The sequence below is a fragment of the Micromonospora inaquosa genome, assembly GCF_003857055.1.
Lineage (GTDB): Bacteria > Actinomycetota > Actinomycetes > Mycobacteriales > Micromonosporaceae > Micromonospora > Micromonospora inaquosa.
In genome coordinates this window covers 13434-35082 of the sequence record NZ_QGSZ01000257.1, presented here as the reverse complement: position 1 = coordinate 35082, position 21649 = coordinate 13434, and the positions used below count along the sequence as shown (strand labels likewise).

At 70.6% G+C, this 21649-nt stretch carries 19 protein-coding genes; 5 read left to right on the top strand and 14 right to left on the bottom strand.

All coding sequences use genetic code 11. The features are described from left to right. Window positions 1-3: 3 nt before the first annotated feature. On the bottom strand, window positions 4-978 hold the full coding sequence (mqnP, locus tag DLJ59_RS23140) for a menaquinone biosynthesis prenyltransferase MqnP (RefSeq protein WP_124774711.1): 975 nt from the start codon (window positions 976-978) through the stop codon (window positions 4-6). Beyond that, window positions 978-2438: a menaquinone biosynthesis decarboxylase gene (locus tag DLJ59_RS23135; protein WP_124774710.1), complete on the bottom strand. Its 1461-nt coding sequence runs from the start codon at window positions 2436-2438 to the stop codon at window positions 978-980. The genes mqnP and DLJ59_RS23135 overlap by 1 nt, the downstream gene beginning before the upstream one ends. Window positions 2439-2671: 233 nt before the next feature. Here DLJ59_RS23135 and DLJ59_RS23130 point away from each other — a divergent pair, with 233 nt between their 5' ends. Further along, window positions 2672-3547, top strand: coding sequence for an alpha/beta fold hydrolase (locus DLJ59_RS23130; protein WP_124774709.1), 876 nt, complete (start codon window positions 2672-2674; stop codon window positions 3545-3547). Between the two features lie 24 nt (window positions 3548-3571). Here DLJ59_RS23130 and DLJ59_RS23125 read toward each other — a convergent pair whose 3' ends face one another. Then, window positions 3572-4126: a carboxymuconolactone decarboxylase family protein gene (locus DLJ59_RS23125; RefSeq protein ID WP_124774708.1), complete on the bottom strand. Its 555-nt coding sequence runs from the start codon at window positions 4124-4126 to the stop codon at window positions 3572-3574. Between the two features lie 82 nt (window positions 4127-4208). Between DLJ59_RS23125 and DLJ59_RS23120 the strand changes: the two genes are divergently transcribed. Next, the gene (locus tag DLJ59_RS23120; protein WP_124774707.1) at window positions 4209-4685 is read left to right on the top strand and encodes a MarR family winged helix-turn-helix transcriptional regulator; all 477 of its coding nucleotides are present in this window, start codon (window positions 4209-4211) and stop codon (window positions 4683-4685) included. A gap of 28 nt (window positions 4686-4713) precedes the next feature. Here the strand turns inward: DLJ59_RS23120 and DLJ59_RS23115 are convergent, their stop codons facing one another. Both DLJ59_RS23115 and DLJ59_RS23110 read right to left on the bottom strand, forming a co-directional pair. Continuing rightward, entirely contained in the window at window positions 4714-4896 is a 183-nt protein-coding gene (locus DLJ59_RS23115; protein WP_030334025.1) for a DUF397 domain-containing protein, read from the bottom strand. After that, the gene (locus DLJ59_RS23110; RefSeq protein ID WP_124774706.1) at window positions 4893-5699 is read right to left on the bottom strand and encodes a helix-turn-helix domain-containing protein; all 807 of its coding nucleotides are present in this window, start codon (window positions 5697-5699) and stop codon (window positions 4893-4895) included. Before DLJ59_RS23110 ends, DLJ59_RS23115 begins: the two co-directional genes overlap by 4 nt. A 319-nt stretch (window positions 5700-6018) precedes the next feature. On the opposite strand from DLJ59_RS23110, the gene DLJ59_RS23105 reads away from it, so the two are divergent. Beyond that, a complete protein-coding gene (locus DLJ59_RS23105; RefSeq protein ID WP_124774705.1) occupies window positions 6019-6237 on the top strand; it encodes a hypothetical protein in 219 nt (72 codons plus the stop codon). Between the two features lie 36 nt (window positions 6238-6273). On the opposite strand, the gene ccsB is transcribed toward DLJ59_RS23105, so the two are convergent. Genes ccsB through hemL form a run of 6 tightly spaced genes read right to left on the bottom strand, consistent with a single transcriptional unit; the run spans window position 6274 to window position 12248 of the window. Further along, window positions 6274-7245: a c-type cytochrome biogenesis protein CcsB gene (ccsB, locus tag DLJ59_RS23100; protein ID WP_124774704.1), complete on the bottom strand. Its 972-nt coding sequence runs from the start codon at window positions 7243-7245 to the stop codon at window positions 6274-6276. Further along, window positions 7245-8870, bottom strand: a complete 1626-nt coding sequence (gene resB / locus DLJ59_RS23095) for a cytochrome c biogenesis protein ResB (RefSeq protein WP_124774703.1) — start codon at window positions 8868-8870, stop codon at window positions 7245-7247. The genes ccsB and resB overlap by 1 nt, the downstream gene beginning before the upstream one ends. After that, window positions 8870-9688: a cytochrome c biogenesis CcdA family protein gene (locus DLJ59_RS23090; protein WP_124774702.1), complete on the bottom strand. Its 819-nt coding sequence runs from the start codon at window positions 9686-9688 to the stop codon at window positions 8870-8872. The genes resB and DLJ59_RS23090 overlap by 1 nt, the downstream gene beginning before the upstream one ends. After that, entirely contained in the window at window positions 9688-10257 is a 570-nt protein-coding gene (locus tag DLJ59_RS23085) for a TlpA family protein disulfide reductase (protein ID WP_124774701.1), read from the bottom strand. The genes DLJ59_RS23090 and DLJ59_RS23085 overlap by 1 nt, the downstream gene beginning before the upstream one ends. Next, entirely contained in the window at window positions 10257-10904 is a 648-nt protein-coding gene (locus tag DLJ59_RS23080; protein WP_124774700.1) for a histidine phosphatase family protein, read from the bottom strand. The genes DLJ59_RS23085 and DLJ59_RS23080 overlap by 1 nt, the downstream gene beginning before the upstream one ends. A gap of 6 nt (window positions 10905-10910) precedes the next feature. Next, window positions 10911-12248 (bottom strand): glutamate-1-semialdehyde 2,1-aminomutase, encoded by a 1338-nt coding sequence (gene hemL / locus DLJ59_RS23075; protein WP_124774699.1) that lies wholly within the window; start codon window positions 12246-12248, stop codon window positions 10911-10913. Between the two features lie 204 nt (window positions 12249-12452). Here hemL and DLJ59_RS23070 point away from each other — a divergent pair, with 204 nt between their 5' ends. Beyond that, window positions 12453-12788, top strand: coding sequence for an STAS domain-containing protein (locus tag DLJ59_RS23070; RefSeq protein WP_007454492.1), 336 nt, complete (start codon window positions 12453-12455; stop codon window positions 12786-12788). A gap of 14 nt (window positions 12789-12802) precedes the next feature. Here DLJ59_RS23070 and DLJ59_RS23065 read toward each other — a convergent pair whose 3' ends face one another. Together DLJ59_RS23065 and DLJ59_RS23060 are read right to left on the bottom strand one after the other, a co-directional pair. Further along, complete coding sequence (locus DLJ59_RS23065) at window positions 12803-13357, bottom strand: response regulator (protein WP_030334012.1); 555 nt, start codon at window positions 13355-13357, stop codon at window positions 12803-12805. Continuing rightward, on the bottom strand, window positions 13354-17721 hold the full coding sequence (locus DLJ59_RS23060) for a HAMP domain-containing protein (protein WP_124774698.1): 4368 nt from the start codon (window positions 17719-17721) through the stop codon (window positions 13354-13356). The genes DLJ59_RS23065 and DLJ59_RS23060 overlap by 4 nt, the downstream gene beginning before the upstream one ends. A gap of 293 nt (window positions 17722-18014) precedes the next feature. Here DLJ59_RS23060 and DLJ59_RS23055 point away from each other — a divergent pair, with 293 nt between their 5' ends. Further along, complete coding sequence (locus DLJ59_RS23055) at window positions 18015-20087, top strand: SpoIIE family protein phosphatase (RefSeq protein WP_124774697.1); 2073 nt, start codon at window positions 18015-18017, stop codon at window positions 20085-20087. Between the two features lie 123 nt (window positions 20088-20210). Here the strand turns inward: DLJ59_RS23055 and DLJ59_RS23050 are convergent, their stop codons facing one another. Beyond that, entirely contained in the window at window positions 20211-21569 is a 1359-nt protein-coding gene (locus tag DLJ59_RS23050; protein WP_124774696.1) for an FAD-binding oxidoreductase, read from the bottom strand. Between the last annotated feature and the right edge of the window lie 80 nt (window positions 21570-21649).

The window sequence follows — 21649 nt, the reverse complement described above, 5'->3', positions numbered from 1 at the left end:
GCCTCAGGGCCGTAGGCCGAGCCGGATGACCAGGTCGAGCAGGGCGAAGACGAACAGCGCGATGCCGACGAACCCGTTGGCGGTGAAGAACGCCCGGTTGACCTTGCTGAGGTCGGTCGGGGTGACCACCAGGTGCTGGTAGGCGAACGCCACAGCGGTCAACGCCAGCCCGATCCACCAGAGCCAGCCGAGACCGATCACCGCGCCGAACCAGATGAACAGCGCGAACGTCACCACGTGCGCGACGGTGGAGGCGTGCAGCGCGAAGCGCCGACCGTACCGGGCGGGCACGCTGTGCACGCCGATCTCCCGGTCGATCTCGGAGTCCTGGCAGGCGTAGATCAGGTCGAAGCCGCCGATCCACAGCCCCACGGCCGCGCCGAGCAGCCAGGCCGGCCCGGAGCCGTCCAGGGTGCCGGTGACGGCCAGCCAGGCGCCGACCGGGCCGACCGCCTGGGCGATCCCGAGGATGGCGTGCGGCCAGTTGGTGAACCGCTTGGCGTAGGGGTAGACGACCAGCGGCACCACGGCGAGCGGCGCGAGCACCAGGCAGAGCGGGTTGAGCAGGGCGGCAGCGACCAGGAAGACCACCAGCGCGACGGCCGCGCCGGTCCAGGCCGTCCGCACGCTCACCGCTCCGGTGACCAGTTCCCGACCGGCGGTACGCGGATTCCGCGCGTCGATCTTGCGGTCGAGGATCCGGTTGGCGGCCATGGCGAACGTCCGCGCCCCGACCATCGCCACGGTGATCAGCAGCAGGTCGAGCCACCGCACCCGGCCGCCGTTGATCTGCATCGCGGCCAGCGCGGAGAGGAACGCGAACGGCAGCGCGAAGACGGAGTGCTCGACGGCGACGAGCTTCAGGAAGGCCCGCACCCGCGTCCCCGATCTTGCACTTTCTGCTGGGGCAGAACCGGAGGAAGGGGAGGAATCGGCGACCGGAAGTGCAAGATCGCGGGGGTTGTTGGTGGTGGCCATCAGATTCCGTACTCCTTCCAGCGCTTGTCGACCAGGGCCGTGACCTCGGGGGCCATGCTCATCTCCTCCGGCCAACCGCGGGTGTAGCCCTCGGTGGGCAGCTTGCGGGTCGCGTCGACGCCGGCCTTGCCACCCCAGAACTGCTGGTACGACGAGTGGTCGAGATGGTCCACCGGACCCTCGGTGAGCAGCAGGTCGCGGGCGTAGTCGACGTTGCCGAAGGCCCGGAAGGCGACCTCGTTGTAGTCGTGCACGTCGCAGTCCTCGTCGACGATCACGATCAGCTTGGTCAGCGACATCAGGTGCGCGCCCCAGATCGCGTTCATCACCTTCTGCGCGTGCTTCGGGTAACGCTTGCGGATGGAGACGATCGCGCAGTTGTGGAAGACCCCGGCGGCCGGCAGGTCGTAGTCGACGATGTCCGGGATCATCAGCTTGAGCAGCGGCTGGAAGATCCGCTCGGTGGCCTTGCCGAGGCCGTGGTCCTCCTGCGGCGGCTTCGAGGTGACGATCGAGTGGTAGACCGGCTTGCGCTGCATGGTCATCGCCTCGATGTGCAGCACGGGGAACGGCTCGACCGGCGTGTAGAAGCCGGTGTGGTCGCCGAACGGCCCCTCGGGCAGCCGCTCACCCGGCTCCAGGTAGCCCTCCAGCACGATCTGCGCGTGCGCCGGCACCTGCAACGGCACGGTGAGGCAGTCGACCATCTCCACCCGCTCGCCGCGCAGGAACCCGGCGAACAGGTACTCGTCGATGTCGCTGGGCAGGGGCGCGCTGGCGGCGTACGAGACGACCGGGTCGCAGCCGATCGCGACCGCGACCGGCAGTCGCTGCCCGAGCCGCTCGGCGACCGCGTGGTGCGCCGTCGAGTCCTTGTGGATCTGCCAGTGCATGCCCAGGGTGTTGCGGCCGTGCTGCTGGAGTCGGTAGAGGCCGAGGTTGCGCTTGCCGGTTTCCGGGTGCTTGGTGTGGGTCAGCCCGTAGTTGTGGAAGATCCCGCCGTCGTCCGGCCAGACCTGCAACCCCGGCAACCGGTTGAGGTCGACATCTTCACCCCGGTAGACGACCTCCTGGCAGGGGGCGGTCTTCACCTTGCGCGGCGGCACCGACTTGAGCTGCATGACCTTGCCCAGGCCCTCCCGGATGCCCGACCAGCCGACCGGCAACTCCGGCTTGATCAGCGCGCCGATCCGGGCACCGACCTCGTCCAGCGAGTCGACGCCGAGGGCCATCGCCATCCGCTTCTCGGTGCCGAACAGGTTGATCGCCACCGGCATCTCGCCCCGGGTCGGACGCTCGAAGAGCAGCGCCGGGCCGCCGGCCCGCACTGTGCGGGTGACCACCTCGCTGATCTCCAGGGTCGGGTCGACCGGGACGTCGACCCGGCGCAACTCCCCCGCGCGCTCCAGCGCCGCGATGAAGTCCTTGAGATCGGTGTACGGGAAGCCACGAGCCGCCATGTCGCCCAGTCTCCCGCACCGGCTCCCGCACGCCCCAGGCCGGGTGCTGTGACGCTCGCGATGACCCCTCAGAGGTCGTCGACGCGCGAGCGGGTTTCAGAAAGTCGGGGTGTCCAGCGGCCTGCGATAGCCCGACTTCCTGAAAACCGAGTCGATCAACGCGTGCGCGCAGATGCCGCAGGTATGGCGGTCGGTTGAGCGGGTAGCCGGGCAGCCGGCGGACGGAGGCGGCGATGGGCGGGGAGCGGGTCCCGGCGGGGTTCACCGAGCAACGGGCGTGGGTCGGCCAGATCACCCCGAACTACGTCCGGGGCGGTACCGGCCCGCCACTGGTGCTGCTGCACGGATATCCGCAGTGTTGGCACATGTGGCGGCACCTGCTGCCCGAGTTGGGGCGTTCCTTCGACGTGGTCGCGCCCGACCTGCGTGGCTTCGGCGAAAGCGACGCCCCGGACGGCGGATACGACAAGAAGACCGTCGCCGCCGACCTGCACGGACTGCTTGACCAGTTGGGCCTGGACAGCGACCTCCGGCTGGTCGGGCACGACCTGGGGACCATGGTGGCGTACGCGTACGCGGCCGCCCATCCGCAGCGGGTGAGTCGGCTGGTGCTCAGCGAAGCGCCCATCCCCGACGAGAGCATCTACACGTTCCCCGCTCTCGCCTCGGCCGGGCCCGGGGTGTGGAACTTCGGCTACTTCTCCCTCGGCAACGGGCTTCCGGAGGCATTGGTCGACGGGCGGGAGTCGCTCTGGGTGGACCGGTTCACCGATGCCCTGATGGTGCGCAAGGGCAGCATCGCCGCGCCCGACATCGAGGAGTTCGCCAACCATCTGCGCAACCCGGCGCATCTGCGGGCCAGCTTCGCCTACTTCCGGGCGTTCCAGCAGGACATCGCCGACAACGCGGCGTACCGGGACACGAAGCTGACGATGCCGGTGCTCGCCGTCGGCGCGGCGGCCAGCCTCGGCGGGCAGGTCGCCGAGCAGGTTCGCCGGTACGCCGACACGGTCCGCGGCGAGGTGATCGAGGACTGCGGGCACTGGCTGTACGAGGAACGCCCGGACGAGATGCTCGCCCTGCTGCGCGACTTCCTCGGGGCGGCCTGAGCAGCGGCCCAACGGCGTCTCCGGTCAGGCTGCCGGCGTCCAGGCGTGGGCGGCCAGCGGCGGGTCGAGCGGTGCCCGGGTGAGCCGGTTGGCGAAGGTGGACATGGTGTACGCGCCGACGCCGAGCACCACGTCCAGCGCGTGGCGGGACTGGTAGCCGGCGGTCAGGAAGTCGTCCAGCTCGTCGTCGGGCACCGCGCCTCGGTGGTCGAGCACGGCCAGCGTGAACCGGCGCAGCGCCTCCAGTCGCGGCTCGGGCAGCGCCGAGCCGGCCCGCAGTGCGGTGATCAGCTCGGTGGTCGCTCCGAGCTGGGTCAGCTTGCCGGTGTGCAGGGCGACGCAGAAATGGCATTCGTGACTGGTGGAGATTGTCAGGATGACCACCTCCCGCTCCAGCGGGGCGAGGTCGGTCTGCTCGAAGCCCGCGCTGGCGGTGAGGAAGCCGGTGAGCAACTGCGGCGAGTCGGCTATCAGCGCCACCGCGCTGGGCAGCCAGCCGAACCGGCCGCGTACGCCCTCGATGGCTCGTCGGGCGGCGGCGGGCGCGGTCTCGGCGGTGTGAGCGGTGAAGACGGGCATGGCTGCCTACTTTCCAGAGTTCGGATCGGGTGACGTAAGATAGTCAACGTGGTTGACGAAATAGTAAACGTGGTTGTCGAACATGGCAACCCCTGATCCCCCGCGGCCCGGCTTCGCGCTACCGCTGTTGCTGCTGGCCGGCTTCCGGACGCTGATCGACGACCTGCACGCCGAACTGGCCCGGGAGGGGCATCCGGAGCTGCGACCGCTGCACGGGTTCGTGCTCCAGGCCGTCGGCGCGGACGGCACCACCGCCACCGAGCTGGGCCAGCGGCTGGGCATCTCCAAGCAGGCCGCCGGCAAGACCGTCGACCGGCTGGTCGGCGTCGGCTACCTGGAGCGGGTCGACGACCCCACCGACGCCCGACGGCGGCTGGTCCGGGTGACGCCGCGCGGCGCCGACGGGCTACGTCGCTCGGCCGAGATCTTCGACCGTTTGCGCGCACAGTGGGCCGACACGCTCGGCCCGGAACGGGTCACCGCCATGGAGGACGACCTCGGCACGATGGCCTCGGCCAACTGGTTCCGGCTCGATGTGCCCGGCTGGTTCGGCGGCTGATCGCGGGCTGCGCGGCTCAGTGTGCCGGTCAGTGGGTGCGGGCCAGCTCGACGAAGGCCCGCCATGCGGCCGGGGTGAAGGTGAGCAGGCCGCCGTCGCGGTCCTTGGAGTCGCGGACGTGCACCCGGCCGGGCAGGTTGTCGGCGACCTCGACGCACGCGCCAGCGTCATTGCCGCTCCGGGTGGACTTGTGCCAGCGGGCTCCGGTCAGATCCATGGCTTCACGATCTCCTCGAGCAGGTCGATCGACTGCTGCCGGGGCAGCGCGTCACTGCGCAGACTCTCCCACCTTCCGAGTAGGGTCGCCACCTCGTTGATGTCGTCCACGGCAGTGCCGCCGGTCTGATTGTCGAGGAAACCGAGCCAACTGCCGTCGGCGGTGCGCCCGAGGATGAACGGCCCGAAGAGGCCCGCGTGCAGCCCCACCCCCTGCGGCAGCACATGCACCCTGATGTGCGGACGGCGTGCGCACGCCACCAGGTGTCGAAGCTGCCCGGCCAGCACTCCGGCGCATCCCTCCGCGAAGCGCTGGAGCGCGGCCTCGTCGATCACGGCGGTGAGCTGCGGCGGGTGCTCCCGGTCGAGGATCGTCTGCCGCTCCAACCGGGCCGCCACCAACTCTTCGACGCGGTCGGCGGTGAGGCCCAGGTCGAGCCGGAACACCGCCCGCGCGTAGTCGGCGGTCTGCAACAGCCCGGGAATCATCGTCGCGCCGAAGCAGCGCAGTTGGGTGGCGACCCGCTCGACCTCCAGCCAGGGGCGGAACCAGACCGGCTCGCCATCGCGGCGGCCCAGGTCGCGGAGCGAGGTCAGCAAGCCACCGGTATCGAGCACCTCGTCGGCCCGCTTCAGGTACGCCTCGTTGGGCGCCGCCTGCCCCAGCTCGACGGCCGACACCATGGACGGCGAGTAGTGCGCGCGTTTGCCGTACTCCTCCTGAGTCAGCCCAGCCGCGATCCGGGATCGCCGGAGCTGCTCCCGGATCAGCGCCGCCGTGGACACCACTGAGGTCACTTCGTCCCACCTTCCGCCGCGAACGTTGGGCAACCGGACCCACCTGCGCACGGTAGCGATCCCTCAACACTGCGTCATCCCGTGACACTCATATCGGGGTAACGACCGTCTGACTCGACGGCAGTTCGGGGCTCGACGGTGGCCATCGCGTGATCCACTCGGGCTTCAGGAAAGTGCGGTATCCCAGGCGGCAGGACACCCCGACTTCATGAAAGTCGAGTGGATCAACGGCGACCGGGGGGCTCGACATTCGTCAAGACCGGCGGGGACATCTCACCGTGCCTGGCCGGAGGGCGGGACGCGGGCGCAGAGTGGCCTCATGTCGGACGCGTACGTCGTCGGCGACCCGGACGGGTTGTCGCCCCTGCTGGTCGAGCTTCGTGACGCCGTCGCCCGGGAACTGCACGCCCAACTGGCGATGCGCGGTGAGCGGATCGAGCTGGCCGATCTACCGGAGGTGTCCTACCAGGTCACCATCCAGGTCGAGCGGGCGTTGCGGGCCTGGCAACCCACCCGGTGGACGCGGGCCGCTCACTGACGGAATCCGTGACCGGCCCGCACCGCGTTGCCAGGATCAGTCCAGCCCGCCGTACGAGTGCAGGCCGGTGAAGAAGATGTTCACGCCGAACAGGTTCATCAGCATGGTGAGGAAGCCGAGCACCGCGATCCAGGTCGCCACGTTGCGCTTCACGCTGGGCGTCGCGCGGGCGTGCAGGTAACCGGCGTACACCACCCAGGAGATGAACGCCCAGGTCTCCTTCGGGTCCCAGCCCCACGGCCGGCCCCAGGCCGCCTCGGCCCAGATGGCACCGGCGATCACCGCGAAGGTGAAGATCGGAAACGCGAAGGCGTGCAGCGCGAAGGTCAGCCGCTCCAGGCCGGCCGCGCCGGGCAGCCGCTTGGCCAGGGTGTACGGGAAGCTCCGCTTGCCCTGCTCGTAGCCGTTGCGCATCAGGAAGCCGACCGCCGGCACCACGCCGAACAGGAAGATGCCGGACGCGAAGACGATCGTCGAGACGTGGATGACGAACCAGTACGAGTTCAGCGCCGGCACCAGCGGCACGATCGGCACGTACAGCACCAGCTCGGCGGTGGCGACGAGCAGCACCATCACCAGGGTGAGGAACAGCCCGAGCTTGCGCAGCGACGGTCGCTTCCAGAGCACCACCAGCCAGGCGGCGACCCCGATGAACGTCACAGTGAGCACGAACTCGTACATGTTGCCCCAGGGCATCCGGTCGGCGGCGAGCCCCCGGGTGACCAGCGCCGCCAGGTGCAGCGCGGCGGCGACCGCGGTGGCGCCCACCCCGATCAGGCCCGCGAGCCGGGCCTTCCGGGCGGAGCGGTCGGCAGTGGGCGGCGACGGGACCGGCGCGGGCGGCGTCGGGATGACACCGCCGCCGGCACCGACCAGCTCGCGCACCGGAGCCGCCGTGGCGACCCGGGTACGCACGTTGCCCAGCGCGTACTCGACGGCGTGCCCGATCATCGCGATCAGGTAGTAGAGGATCGCGAAGGTCACCAGATTGTCGGAGAGTGCGGACATCACTCGGCTCCTTCTCGCACGCCGGCCCGTTCGGCCGCTGGGTCGCCACCCTTGACCGCAGCGATGAGCTGGGTGAACTCGTCGGCGAACCCCGGATAGTCGGTACGCGGCAACCCGCCGACCTCCATCAAGCTACTACCGCTCGTCGGAGATCCTTCCCCGGGGTCGGCCGGCACCACCCGGAAGAACACCCGACGGCGCTTGCCGAACAGCGAACCCATCAGCCCGATCAGCAGGACACCGCAGCTGATCAGCAGCATCGTCGAGCCGGGATCGTGCCGGATGGAGAGGGTGACGTACCGCTCGGTGCCCAGGAACTCGACAGTCGTGCCGTCGTCCAACGTCCACGTCTCGCCCTTGCGGAGCAGTTTGGTGCCGACCTCCTTGACCTTGCCGGTCCGCACCTGCCGCTGGTCGAGTTGGTAGACCGAGCCGGGGATGCCGGCGTCCAGACCGAGGTTGCCCCGGTAGGCGACCAGGTTCAGCGCCGGGTTGCGCTCGGTCGGGTACTGCGAGCGGACGAACGGCGCCTGCTCGGGTGCCGTGGGCAGGTAGATGCCGGTGAACGCCATCTGCTGGTCCGGTGCGCGCTGCCCGGTCGCCGGGTCGACGTTCGCGTCCGGGAAGGCAGCCAACCCCTCGCTGGTCAGGCCCATGTCGCCGGTGGTCAGGAACGGCTCGTCACTGATCTGGCTGTTGCCGAACCGGTCGGTGTAGCGGATCACCGGGGCGTACCCGTGGCCGAGCAGGTAGACGCTCGCGTCGTTCAGGCGCAGCGGCGAATTCACCGAGAAGTCCGCACGGCGGGTCGCCTCGTCGGGGCCGTCCACGGTCACCGTGGCGTTGAAGAACTCCGGCTGACCGCTGTCGAGGAACCGGGCCTGGAAGTCGTCCAGTCGCAGGCAGAAGCGGGGCAGGTCGGCGCTGTCCACCCGGGGGCCGAGCTTCGCCTCGGCGTACTGCTGGCGGGTGTTGCAGAACGCGTTGTCCGCGCCCGCCACCAGCAGCCGGTTGCCGCTCCAGCCGTACCAGGAGCCGAGCGCCACGCCGATCAGCACCGCGATCAGCGAGGTGTGGAACAGCAGGTTGCCGGTCTCCTTGAGGTAGCCCTTCTCGGCGGAAACCTCGTCGCCGCGCACCTCGACGCGCCAGCGGCGCTTGCGCAGCACCTCGGCGATCGCCGTCGCACCGCCGGGCGGGGCGGGCAGCACTGTGTGCTGCGGCAGCCGGGCCATCCGCTTCGGCGCGGCCGGCGGCCGGGACCGCAACGCCCGGACATGGTCCCGCAGCCGGGGCGTGATGCAGCCGATCAGGGAGGTGAACAGCAGCAGGTAGATCGCGGAGAACCAGACCGAGCCGAAGACCTCGAACGCGCCGATCCGGTCCAGTCGGGGAGCCCAGTCCGGGTGGTCGACGAAGTACTCGTTGACCTTCTCCGGGCTGATTCCGCGCTGCGGCAGCACCGAGCCGGGGATGGCGGCGACCGCGAGCAGGAAGAGCAGGATCAGCGCCGTACGCATGCTGGTGAGCTGCCGCCACGAGTTGCGCAGCAGGGCCAGCAGCCGGTTCGGGCGGCGGCGCGGTGCGGGGGCCGCGGTCTCCGGTCGGTCGTCGACGACCGTCATCAGATGCTCACCTCGCCCACCCCGACGGTGGTCTGCAACCAGATCACGAAGCTCTGCCATCCGCCGGTGACCAGGGCCAGGCCGATCAGGATGAGCAGGGCGCCGCCGACCCGGGTGACCCAGCGGCTGTTGCGCCGGACGGCGCGGAACACCCCGAGCAGGCGTTCGAAGCCCAGCCCGAAGACGACGAACGGTATCCCCAACCCGAGGCAGTACGCCACGGCGAGCACCACCGCGCGGTCGCTCTGCCCGCTGGTGGCGGCCAGGCCCATCACCGCGCCGAGGGTGGGGCCGGTGCAGGGCACCCAACTGAGCGCGAAGACCGCACCGAAGACCGGTGCGCCGAGCAGCCCGGCCGACGGCAGCCGGGAGATCCGGAACTCCCGTTGCAGAGCGGGGATCATGCCGAGGTAGCTCAGGCCGAGCACGATGATCAGCACACCGACGCCGATCTGCAGCTCACGCTTGTAGTCGAAGAACACCCGGCCGATGCTGGCGAAGAGGATCGCGCTGGCCACGAAGACCACTGTGAAGCCGCCGATGAAGAGCAGCGTCCCGGCGAGCACCCGGCCCTTGACCGCGCCGACCCGCGCGACCCGTTCCTTGACCGCCACACCACCACCGGTCGGCGCGGGGTCCGCGGCCGGTCGGCGACCCTCCAGGTCGGCGCCGGCCAGGCCGGTCACGTACGACAGGTAACCGGGGACCAGCGGAAGCACGCACGGGGAGAGGAAGCTGACCAGGCCGGCGAGCGCCGCCGCAGCCATGGCGAGCAGCAGCGGCCCATCCAGCGCGAGTTGCCTGAACGTCTCGCCCATCAGTTCGGCGCCGGCTTCTCGGCGGCGATCCGTTCGACGATCGGTTGCAGGCCCTCCTGCTTGACGGCGGCACGGATCACCGCCGCGATGCGACCGTCCCGGTCGAGCACCACCGTCGCCGGCACGCTGTTCGGCGGGATGTCCAGCGCGAGGGCCGTCTTGCTCGACGGGTCGAAGAGGCTCGGATAGGTGACCCGGCCCTTCTCGAACGCCTTGGCCTTGTCCCGCGAGTCCTGGACGTTGATGCCGAGGAAGTTCACCCCGGACCCCTTGGTGGCCTGGTAGACGGCTTCCAGGTCGTCCGCCTCGGCGCGGCACGGCGCGCACCAGGAACCCCAGAAGTTGACCACCACCACCTGACCGCGAGCTTCGCTGACGTCATAGCTGCCGCCGAGCAGCAGCTCACCGGCGAGCTTCGGTGGGGCGGAGCGCTGGTCCGGGGCGCACTCGAAGATCCCGTCGGTGGTGGTCGTGCAGGTCTTCTCCTGCGCCTTCGACGACGTGCAGCCGACCAGCGCCACCGCGGCGACGCTGGCGAGCAGACCGGCGGTCCACCTCCGGGCGTTCATCAGGCCCCCTTGGCCGTCCGGGCGGTCGCGGAGAGGGCGATCAGGTGCGCGGCCGGCTCGCTGTAGCCGATGCCCGCCACCTTCGCGCCGTCGAAGTGGAACGAGGTGAGACTCGCCAGCCCACACTGGCGCTTGCGCGGGTCGTGCCAGAGCCGCTTGCGCTCGACGTGACGACGCAGCGTCCAGATCGGGAGCTGGTGCGACACCAGCACCGCCTCGCGTCCCTCGGCGGCGACCCGGGCGGCGTGCACGGCGGCGAACATCCGCTCGGCGATCACCCGGTACGCCTCGCCCCAGGACGGGGTCACCGGATCGCGCAGCACCCACCAGTTGCGCGGGTCGCGGAACGACCCGTCACCCGGGGAGACCTTCTTGCCCTCGAACCAGTTGGCGCTCTCGATCAGCCGCTCGTCCACCCCGACCGGCAACCCGAACTGGGCGGCGATCGGCTCGGCGGTCTGCTGGGCGCGCTCCAGCGGGCTGGCCACCACGTGCACCACCTCCCGCTCGGCCAGGCCCTCCGCAGCGGCCTTGGCCATCTGCACGCCCAACTCGGAGAGGCGGAAACCGGGCAACCGGCCGTAGAGGATCTGGTCGGGGTTGTACACCTCGCCGTGCCGAAGCACGTGCACCACCGTCTTACTCAAGGTTTTTTACCCCCCGTTACCAGCCGCTGCCGCCGCGTTCGCTGCCGTGGGCAGCGCGGCGGCGATGTGCTCCAGAGCGGCGTCGTCGATCGCCGTCGACACGAACCACGACTCGAACGCGCTCGGCGGCAGGTAGACGCCGGCGGCGAGCATCGCGTGGAAGAACGCCTTGAACGCCGGCACCTGCTGGGTGCGCGCGCTGTCGTAGTCGACCACGTCGGCGTCGGTGAAGAAGATCGAGAACATGCTGCCCGCGTACGACAGACGGTGCGGGACCCCGGCGGCCGCCAAGGCCTCGGATGCCAGCTTGCCCACGACGGTGGCCGTCTCGTCGAGGCGCTGGTACAGCGCGTCGTCGGCGAGCCGCAGGGTGGCCAGGCCGGCCGCGCAGGCGAGCGGGTTACCGGAGAGGGTGCCGGCCTGGTAGACCGGGCCGGCCGGCGCGAGTCGCGCCATGATGTCCGCCCGCCCGCCGAACGCCGCCGCGGGCAGACCACCACCCATGACCTTGCCGTACGTCCACAGGTCGGCGTCGGACGCGTCGAGGCCGTGCCACCCGGCACGGGAGACCCGGAACCCGGTCATCACCTCGTCGACCACGAGCAGGGCGCCGTGGGCGTGCGCGATCCGGGCGAGCTGCTGGTTGAAGCCGTCGCGGGGGGCCACCACGCCCATGTTGCCGGCGGCGGCCTCGGTGATCACCGCGGCGATGTGCGGGCCCTCGGCGGCGAAGACCTCCTCGACGGCCCGGATGTCGTTGTAGGGGAGAACTATCGTCTCGCTGGCCGCCGCGCCGGTGACGCCGGGCGAGTCGGGCAGGCCCAGGGTGGCCACGCCGGAGCCGGCGGCGGCGAGCAACGCGTCGACGTGGCCGTGGTAGCAGCCGGCGAACTTGACGATCTTCGAGCGGCCGGTGAAGCCGCGGGCCAGCCGGATCGCCGACATGGTCGCCTCGGTGCCGGAGTTGACCAGGCGGACCTGCTCGACCGGGGTCCGGGCGACGATCTCGGCCGCCAACTCCACCTCAGCCGGAGTGGGCGTGCCGAAGCTGGTGCCCCGGGCGGCGGCGGCCTGGACGGCTTCCACCACCTCCGGGTGGGCGTGCCCGAGGATCAGCGGACCCCACGAGCAGACCAGGTCGACGTAGCGGCGACCGTCGGCGTCATACAGCCACGGGCCCTCGCCACGGACCATGAAACGCGGGGTGCCGCCAACCGCCTGGAAGGCGCGCACAGGGGAGTTGACCCCGCCCGGCACGATGGCTCGGGCGCGGTCGAACAGGGCCTCGGAGGCCGGCGCGTCGGCTGGGTAGCGGCCTGATCCGGCGGGAAAGATGTCGGTCACGATGCCGCCATTGTGACAGCGCCAGACGGTCAACGAGCAGCCACCCCGTGGTGGGGTTACCCGGCTCACCCGTGACCTGCGCCCGTCAGCACGCCGCCGCCCCGGGGGGGTCTCGCGGCCTGGACAGCCGTGGCTCACGGGCCGGACAGGCGTGGCTCACGGCCTCGACAGGCCAGGTCGGTCGGATCGCGCTAGGCTGATCGAGTGGATCGTGCCGAACTGTCCATCACGCTACACCGGACGGGCGACGAAGCAGTGTTGCGCCTGGCCGGTGAGATCGACATGCTCACGGCGGCGCAACTCTCCACCGTCGTCAATGAGGTGCTGGCCGACCCACCCCCACGGATCGTGCTCGACCTCGGCGGCGTCACCTTCTGCGACTCGCAGGGTCTGGGCACCCTTGTCGTGCTCAGCCGCAAGGCCAGCCACGCGCAGAGCCTGCTGATGCTGACCCACGTTGGCGACTTTCTGATCCGCGTGCTGGACATCACGGGCCTCCGCAGCGCCCTGATGATCCGCAACGACCAGCCCACCGGCTGAGCCGCCCCACCGCCTCAGGCGGTGTTGCCCCAGCGGGCCTGTTCGAGCAGCCGTACCGCCCGGTCGCGGACCTCCGGGTCATCCGAGCGGAGCAGGGCCGTCGCCTCGTCGACCGCGTCGGTGAGCCGCCGCCACTGCGTGTCGCGCTCCCGGACCAGGTCCGACTGGGTGGCCAACTGCCGGGTCTTCACCCACAGCTCGACGAAGACGGACACCTTGGCCCGCAGCACCCACGGGTCGAACGGCTTGGTGAGGTAGTCCACCGCGCCCACCTGGTACCCGCGGAGGGCGAGCTGGGCGTCCCGGTCGGCGGCGGTGAGGAAGATGATCGGCACATGCCGGGTCCGCTCGCGGCGCTTGATGTGGCTCGCCGTCTCGAAGCCGTCCATGTCCGGCATCTGCGCGTCCAACAGGATCACCGCGAAGTCGTCCACCAGCAACTGCTTGAGCGCCGCCTCGCCGCTCTCCACCGCCACGGACTGGACCGGCAGACCCTGGAGGATCGCCTCCAGGGCCGTCAGATTCTGCCGCCGGTCGTCCACGAGCAGCGCTTTGGCCATCTGGGTCACGAAGTCTCCTCGGTCCGGCTGCCATTGATCCAGGACGACATCAACTCGATCAGGTCATCCAGGTCGACCGGCTTGGTGATGTAGTCGCTGCCGCCGGCAGCGAGCGCCGACTCACGGTCCCCCGGCATCGCCTTCGCGGTCAGGAAGACCACCGGAAGGTCCGCGAACCGGTGGTTGCGGCGAATCTGACGGGTGGTCTCGTAGCCGTCCTGGTCGGGCATCATGGCGTCCATCAGCACGATGTCCACCTCCGGATGCTCGGCCAGTAGGCGGACACCGTCCGCCCCGTTGTCCGAGTACAGCACGGTCATCCCGTGCAGCTCCAACGCGCTGGTCAAGGCGAAGACATTGCGTACGTCGTCGTCCACGATCAACACGGTGGCGCCGTCCAGTTGGCGGGTGGCCGGTGCGTCCGGGCGCTCCGGCAGCAGCTCCAGCGGCGGCATCAGCAGCGACGACGGCAGGCCGGCGCGCTGCGGAGACGGATTCTGCGGTGCGACCACGGCGTCCGGGGCCAGCACGTGCGGCACGAACAGGGTGAACGTCGAGCCCTGACCGGGCGCGGACGAGACGGTGATGGTGCCGCCGATCAGTCGGGCCAGATCGCGGCTGATCGACAGGCCCAGGCCGGTGCCGCCGTACCGGCGACTGGTTGTGCCGTCCGCCTGCTGGAACGCCTCGAAGATGATCGACAGTTTGTCGTCGGAGATGCCGATCCCGGTGTCGATCACGGTGAACGCGATCACCTGCTGGGCGTTTGTCAACGCCGGCACGTCGAAGACCGCGTTCTCCGCGGCCGGGGCGATCCGCAGCGTCACCGCACCGTTGTCGGTGAACTTCACCGCGTTGGAGAGCAGGTTTCGCAGGATCTGCTGCAACCGTTGCGCGTCGGTCACCAACGCCGGCGGCAGATCATTGCTCACCCGTACCTGGAAGTCCAGGTTCTTCTCCTCGGCCTGCGGCGCGAACGCCTGCTCGACGTAGCCGCGCAGCTCGGTGAAGCGGATCTCGGTCGGCTCGACGTCCATCCGGCCCGCCTCGATCTTCGACAGGTCGAGGATGTCGTCGATCAGACGCAGCAGGTCGGAGCCGGACCCGTGGATGGTCTTGGCGAACTCGATCTGCTTCGGGCTGAGGTTCTGCTCCGAGTTCTCCGCCAGCAGACGGGCCAGCAGCAGCAACGAGTTCAGCGGGGTCCGCAGCTCGTGGCTCATGTTGGCCAGGAACTCCGACTTGTACGCCGACGCCCGGGTCAGCTGCTGCGCCTTCTCCTCCAGGCCCAGCCGCGCCAGCTCGATCTCCCGGTTCTTCGTCTCGATGTTGCCCTTCTGCTCGGACAGCAGAGTGGCCTTCTCCTCCAGCTCGGCGTTGGTGCGCTGCAACTCCGCCGACTGCTCCTGCATCTCGTGCGCCAGCCGCTGCGACTGGGCCAGCAGCTCCTCCGTACGACGGTTGGCCTGGATGGTGTTGACAGCGATGCCGATGGTGAGCACCAGCCGCTCCAGGAACGACAGGTGCAGCTCGGAGAAGGCCGACACGCTGGCGAACTCGATCACCCCGAGCAGCTCACCCTCGAACAGGACGGGGAGCACCACCAGGTCGGACGGGGGTGTCTCGGCCAGCCCGGAGCGCAGGGTGAGCCGGCTGTTCGGGGATGCGCTGACCCGGATCGTGCGACGGGAGAGCGCGGTCTGACCGACCAGCCCCTCACCCGGCCCGAAGGTGACGTCGTGCCCCCGCGCCACGTACCCGTACGAGGAGGTCAGCCGCAGCCGCATGCTGCCGTCGGCGTCGTCGGCCAGGAAGAAGGCCCCGAGCTGGGCGTCGACCAGCGGGGTCACCTCCGTCATGATCATGCGGCAGACCTCGCCGAGGTCGCGCTGACCCTGCAACAGGCCGCCGATCCGGGCGAGGTTGGAATCCAGCCAGCCCTGCTCGGCGTTCTTCTTGGTCGTCTCCCGAAGGGTGACGATCATCTGGTTGATGTTGTCCTTCAGCTCGGCGACCTCGCCCTGCGCCTTGACCGCGATCCGCTGGGTCAGGTCGCCGCGGGTCACCGACGTGGACACCTGGGCGATGGCCCGCAACTGCGTGGTCAACGTCGAGGCGAGCTGGTTGACGTTCTCGGTGAGATCCCGCCAGGTGCCGGAGACCCCCTTCACCTGGGCCTGGCCACCGAGCTTGCCCTCGATACCGACCTCACGGGCGACCCGGGTCACCTCGTCGGCGAACGACGACAGCTGGTCGACCATCGTGTTGACTGTCGACTTCAGCTCCAGGATCTCGCCCTGGGCGTCCACGGTGATCTTCTGCGACAGGTCACCCTTGGCCACCGCCGTGGTCACCGAGGCGATGTTGCGGACCTGGCTGGTCAGGTTCGACGCCATCGAGTTGACGTTGTCGGTCAGGTCCCGCCACGTGCCGGAGACGCCCTTCACCTGCGCCTGGCCACCGAGCTTGCCCTCGGTGCCCACCTCACGGGCCACCCGGGTCACCTCGTCGGCGAACGACGACAACTGGTCCACCATCGTGTTGACAGTCGACTTCAGCTCCAGGATCTCGCCCCGCGCGTCCACCGTGATCTTCTGCGACAGGTCACCCTTCGCCACCGCCGTGGAGACCTGCGCGATGTTGCGGACCTGGGCGGTCAGGTTCGACGCCATCGAGTTGACGTTGTCGGTCAGGTCCCGCCAGGTGCCCGCGACCCCGCGCACCTGCGCCTGACCACCGAGCTTGCCCTCGGTGCCCACCTCACGGGCCACCCGGGTCACCTCGTCGGCGAACGACGACAACTGATCGACCATCGTGTTGACAGTCGACTTCAGCTCCAGGATCTCGCCCCGCGCGTCCACCGTGATCTTCTGCGACAGGTCACCCTTCGCCACCGCCGTGGTCACCGAGGCGATGTTGCGGACCTGGCTGGTCAGGTTCGACGCCATCGAGTTGACGTTGTCGGTCAGGTCCCGCCACGTGCCGGAGACGCCCTTCACCTGCGCCTGACCGCCCAGGTTGCCCTCGGTGCCCACCTCACGGGCCACCCGGGTCACCTCGTCGGCGAACGACGACAGCTGATCGACCATCGTGTTGACGGTGTTCTTCAGCTCCAGGATCTCGCCCTGGGCGTCCACCGTGATCTTCTGCGACAGGTCACCCTTGGCCACCGCCGTGGAAACCTGGGAGATGTTGCGGACCTGGCTGGTCAGGTTGCCGGCGAGCTGGTTGACGTTCTCGGTGAGGTCCCGCCAGGTGCCGGAGACGCCACGCACCTGGGCCTGGCCGCCCAACTTGCCCTCGATGCCCACCTCACGCGCGACCCGGGTCACCTCGTCGGCGAACGACGACAACTGGTCCACCATCGTGTTGACGGTGTCCTTCAGCTCCAGGATCTCGCCCTGCGCCGCCACCGTGATCTTCTGCGACAGGTCGCCGCGCGCCACCGCCGTGGAAACCTGCGCGATGTTACGGACCTGGGCGGTCAGGTTCGACGCCATCGAGTTGACGCTGTCGGTCAGGTCCTTCCAGGTGCCCGCCACGTTCGGCACCTCGGCCTGGCCGCCCAGCTTGCCCTCGGTGCCCACCTCACGGGCTACCCGGGTCACCTGCTCGGCGAAGAGCCGCAGCGTGTCGGTGAGGTAGTTCATCGTGGCGGCCAGCTCGGCGACCTCACCACGCGCGCCAACCGTGATCTTCTGCGACAGGTCACCCTTCGCCACCGCCGTCGCCACCTGCGAGATCGACCGCACCTGGCCGGTCAGGTTCGACGCCATGGTGTTCACCGAGTCGGTGAGGTCCTTCCAGGTGCCGGCGACGCCCCGCACGTCGGCCTGCCCGCCCAACTTGCCCTCGGTGCCCACCTCACGGGCCACCCGGGTCACCTCGTCGGCGAACGACGACAACTGATCGACCATCGTGTTCACGGTGCGCCCGATGCGCAGGTACTCACCGCGCAACGGCCGACCGTCGATCTCCAAGGCCATGTGCTGGGACAGGTCACCGTCGGCGACCGCCACGATCACCCGGGCGATCTCGGTGGTCGGTCGACCCAGGTCGTCGATCAGCGAGTTGATCGCCCGCTGCCCCTCCGCCCAGGAGCCGTCCAGCCCCTCGTCGTCGAGCCGCTCGGTGAGCCGGCCGTCGCGGCCGACGATCCGACTGATCCGCCGCAGGTCCAGGTACTGCCGCTCCTGGAGCGAGACCACCTCGTTGAAGGCGTCCGCCACCTCACCGGCCGCGCCAGCGCGGCGGGGAAGCCGGACCTTCAGGTCGCCGCGACCGATCCGTCGCAGAGCCTCGGTCAACTCACCGAGGAGCGCCTCGTGGTCAGGCGCGGACGGATCCGCGACCGACTGCTTCGCCGTGGTCATCATTCCTCGCTCAACTTGGGGGCGCCGGTCCGTGCGGACACGCCGGCACCCCATATTGTGCCCGCGCGCGCCGTGGTGCCAGGGTGCGCGACCCGCCAGATGACATCGATCGCCCCGCCGACCCGCCCGATCGGGGTCGAGCCGGCACGGCGCGACGCAAACCTCTCCCGGCTCCCGCACCTGTCGTTTCGACGCGTCAGCCCGTGCCCCGCCCCAGGTGGCGCTGACCGACGCGACAGCGCCGATTGATGATCGGCTTGGCACCCGGCAGTGCGACGGTGGAGGATACGGGGGTGTCAGCCGAGGCGGGGCCCGCGACGGCCGGGGCCCGGGACGGGGCCGTCCGGCGTGTTCGGCTGCCCGCCGACCGCCGCACGCCGGCCGCCGCCCGCGCCGTGGTCCGCTCGGTGTTGACCGAGTCACACCTGGACGAGTTGGCCAACGAGGCGCTGCTGCTCACCACCGAGCTGACCACCAACGCCGTCGAACACGCCGGCACCGAACTGGACGTCGAGGTCGTCGCCGACGAGATCGGGCTGACCGTCACCGTCTCCGACTTCGCCCCCGGCTCGGGCGACGAGCTGACCGTCGGCGACCGCAACGACTCCACCGAGATCAACGAGGTCTCCGTGCGGGGCCGGGGCCTGCTGCTGGTCGACCACTTCGCCAGCCGCTGGGGCACCACGTACCTGCCCACCGGGAAGGGCGTCTGGTTCCGGCTGGACCGCCCCGGTGTCGACCCACCCGCCGCGGGCACCGTCGGCGAGTCGACACCGGCCAGCGCTGGCCCACCGACGGGCACCGACCGGTCCGCGCCGAGCGCCAGCGCGATGAGCGAACTCATGCAGACCGCCCCCGACCTGTACGCCGACGACCCGTTGCCCGACTTCGCCGCCAGCCTGCTCAGCCGGGTCGCCGAGATGGTGGGCGCGGCCGGCGGCACGATCCGACTGGACCGGGGCGACGGGCAGGGCCGCCAGGTGCTGGCCCGCTTCGGTCGGCCGCCCCGCCCCGACAGCGAGCTGCTCCGGGTGCCGCTGACTGTGCACCGCCCGTACGCCGGGGAGTTGGAGCTGGACGCCGCGCCGTCGGCGTACGCCCAACCGTTGGCGGTGCTCACCGCCGAGCGGCTGTCGCTGCACCTGGAGAACGACCGGCTGCGCCGGGCCGACGTCCGCCGGCAGGTGTGGCTGACGTTCCTGGCCGAGGCGAGCGAGCTGCTGGCTCAGTCGTTGGACGTCGACCTGACCATGGCGCTGGTGCCGCAGTTGGTGGTGCCGCGACTCGGTCAGTGGTGCGCGGTGCACACCGCCGACGAGTGGGGCCGGCTCCGGCTGGCAGCGGCCAGCCACGCGGACGAGTCGATGCTTCCGCAGTTGCACAAGGTGCTGGCCGAGACCGGGCCGGATTCGATCCAGGCCCGTCTGCGGGAGGCGTCCCGCAGCGCGGCGCAGATCCCGCTGGGCGGGCCGATGGAGGGTTTCGCGGTCCCGCTGATCGCTCGTGGTCAGCGCCTCGGGACCCTGGCGGTGGGAAGGCACCAGCGGCACCGCCACGACCCGGACGAGGTGGCCGTGTTGGAGGACGTGGCCCGGCGGGCCGCGTTGGCCATCGAGAACGCCCGGATCCACGCCGAGCGCCGTCGCGTGGCGCAGACGCTCCAGCAGTCGCTGCTGCCGCCGGTGCTGCCGGTGGTGGACGGGATCGGGTTCGCCGCCGAGTACGTCCCGACCGGCGACGACGCCGAGGTGGGGGGCGACTTCTACGACGTGGTGCCGCTGCCCGACGGGCGCTGGCTGGTGGTGATCGGGGACGTCTCGGGCAAGGGTGTCCAGGCCGCCGCGGTGACCGGGCTGGTCCGGGACGTGATCAGGGTCCTGGTCGGCGACGGCAAACCGTTGCCGGAGGTGCTGGCGCGGCTCAACGAGACGCTTGTCGAGCGGGGTGGCGGCCGTTACTGCACGCTGGCGCTGGCGGCGGTCGGGCCGGGCGAGGGTGACCGGTTGGCCGTGTCGCTGCACCTCGCCGGGCACGACCGGCCGGTGCTGCTGGCCGGGGCGGGCGGCGCTGAGTTCGTTGGCGCCGGAGGCACCGCGCTCGGTCTGCTCGACACGATCACTTCGCCGACGGCGGAGATCACGCTCGCGCCGGGCGATTCGCTGATCTTCTACACCGATGGCGTCACCGAGCGGCGGCGCGGCCGGGAGCTGTTCGGCACCGACCGGCTGCGGGATGCCGCCGCGCCGCTGGCCGGTTATTCGGCCGACGTGGTGGCCGCCCGGCTGCGCGCCGCGGCGATCAACTTCTCGGTCGAGCCACCCCGGGACGACATCGCCGTCCTGGTGCTCCGCAACGACGCGACCTGAGGATGTCGGTCGACTCGGCGGCGGTGCGGCACCGCTGATCCTGACCTCGACGAGCCGTACGGGAAGATCGCACCCCCGCTTTGGCTGGTCCGCCATGTCGATGCGCTGTTGAGCGGCCCGGCGTCACAGGCCGCCGGGGAGGCGTCCGGGCGCGAGCCGGTGCTCGGGATCCAGGTGCCGCTTCGCGGCTCGCAACTGGGCCAGACCGGCCAGCTCGCCCCAGAGGTCGACCGCCTGGCGGACCGCCGCCGGAGCGGAGACCACCACGCAGCGACCCTGCCGGGCCAGCAACACCCCTCGGACGGCGGCCAGGATGGACGCCACCCGGTCGGGTGCCAGCGCCCCGGGCAGCGCCGCGTGCACCACACCCAGCCCGGCGGACCCGCGCACCGGGACCGGCGAGCCGGCCGCGTCGCGTAGCGCGTAGACGGCGGCGTGCAGGTCGCCGATCGGCACCTCCAGACGCAGCGCCGTGTCACCGGGCGCGAACGGATAGCGGCGCCACCACGTCGGCGCGGAGTGGGCGATCGTCGCCTCCCCGTGCAGCAGGCCGACCAGCCGCTCGGCCCGCTCGGTGACGTCGGCGGGGCTGCCCTCCAGCAGCACCACCAGACTGCCGGCCCGGGACGGGGCACCCGCTCGGCCGGACATCGACGGATGACGTTCCCGGGCGGTGGCCGCCGGGTGACCGGGCGGGTACGGCGTACGCGGGCGGGGGGTGCCTCCGGGCAGGTCCAGCTCGATGGCCGACGGCTCCAGCCGAGCGGCGAGGATCGCCCGGACCAGGTCGTGCACCTCCAACGGCGTCCACACCGGGCGGGACACCCAGAGCCTGCTGGCCGGCACCGGCTGCACCCGCAGGCTCGCCGAGACCAGCACGCCGAGCGCGCCCTGGGAGCCGCAGAGCAGGCGGGCCACGTCGAGCCCAGGCGCACCACCGTCGACGCTGACCAGCTCGCCGTCGGCGGCGAGGTAGCGCACACCGAGCAGTTGGTCGCAGGGGCTGCCGTGGCGGTGACGGAGCGGACCGGCCTCTCCGGCGGAGAGCACCCCACCCACTGTCGCGCCGGGTGACGGGGCGTCCATCGCAAGCCGCTGCCCGATGCGCTCCAGGGTGGCCTGCACCGCCCGCAGTGGAGTGCCGGCCCCCACGTCGGTCACCAGCGAGTCGGCCGGCTCGTGACCGATGCCGGCCAGCCGGCCGGTGTCGAGCAGGATGTCGACCTGAACGGGAGTAGCCCCCCAGTCGATCTTCGTGCCCGCACCTCGGGGCACCACCGTCAGGTCGTGCCTGGCGGCCAGCCGCAGCACCTCGGCGGCGGCGTGCGGGCCGCCGGGGACGGCCACCCAGCGCGCCGGTCGCCCCGCCACCTCGTCGGCGGGCCCGGCCAGCCGGGAGAAGGGTGGGCCGCAGATCGCCGCCAACCGCCGGGTGATCTCAAGGGCTCCGGACCGGCCGAGGGAACTCGCTGCTGCCGCCATGCCGGCAATCGTACATGTGTTCGAATGCAGTGGTAGGGGGTATCGGGATGCCGCTGGTCCGGCGCACTGCGGCTGCCGGC